The organism is Polaromonas sp. P1_G2, assembly GCF_056405515.1.
This window is the reverse complement of the sequence record NZ_JBFUBY010000835.1, coordinates 1-541: the sequence shown is the minus strand read 5'-3', so window position 1 is coordinate 541 and position 541 is coordinate 1. Positions and strand designations below refer to the sequence as shown.

General features: G+C 59.5%; 2 protein-coding genes. Both read left to right on the top strand.

Annotation, left to right across the window (positions count from 1 at the left end; translation table 11 throughout):
• Window positions 1–113 precede the first annotated feature (113 nt).
• Window positions 114–263, top strand: a complete 150-nt coding sequence (locus AC1D0P_RS27880) for a hypothetical protein (RefSeq protein WP_477679694.1) — start codon at window positions 114–116, stop codon at window positions 261–263.
• Window positions 263–541 (top strand): cytochrome c oxidase assembly protein (locus AC1D0P_RS27875; RefSeq protein ID WP_477679693.1); only part of this gene is annotated, 279 nt, incomplete at its 3' end. The genes AC1D0P_RS27880 and AC1D0P_RS27875, both read left to right, overlap by 1 nt.

Below are 541 nucleotides of genomic sequence, written 5' to 3'. Positions count from 1 at the left end.
GCCAAGAAGCTGTTCGCTTATTCGATCGTCTACCTGTTTGCGATCTTTCTCTGCCTGATGCTGGATCACTTCGGCGCTGGCCTCTATCACGCCGTTGGCGGAAGGATCTGATCATGGAAAAGGTCGAAACGATCGAACTCACCGAACGCCAGAAGCGCTCGCGCCGCAACCGTAATGTCGCGCTCGGCGTCGTGCTCGGTGCGCTGGTCATCATATTCTACGCGATCACGATCATCCGCATGGTGCCGGGAGGCCATCAGTGATGAGCGAACTGGCGTCCGTTAACGAGCCAGGCCCGAAGAAGCCGCAGCGCAACAATCTGGCGGTGCTGGTGTCGTGCCTGGTCTTCGTCGGCGTCATGGTCGGCGCCGCCTACGCTGCGGTGCCATTCTACGATCTTTTCTGCCGTGTCACCGGGTTCAACGGCACGGTGAGACGGGTCGAACAGGCCTCCGACCGTATCCTGAATGACCGGATTCGCGTCGAGTTCGACACCAATGTCGCCTCCGATCTGAACTGGGACTTCAAGCCGCTGCAGGAC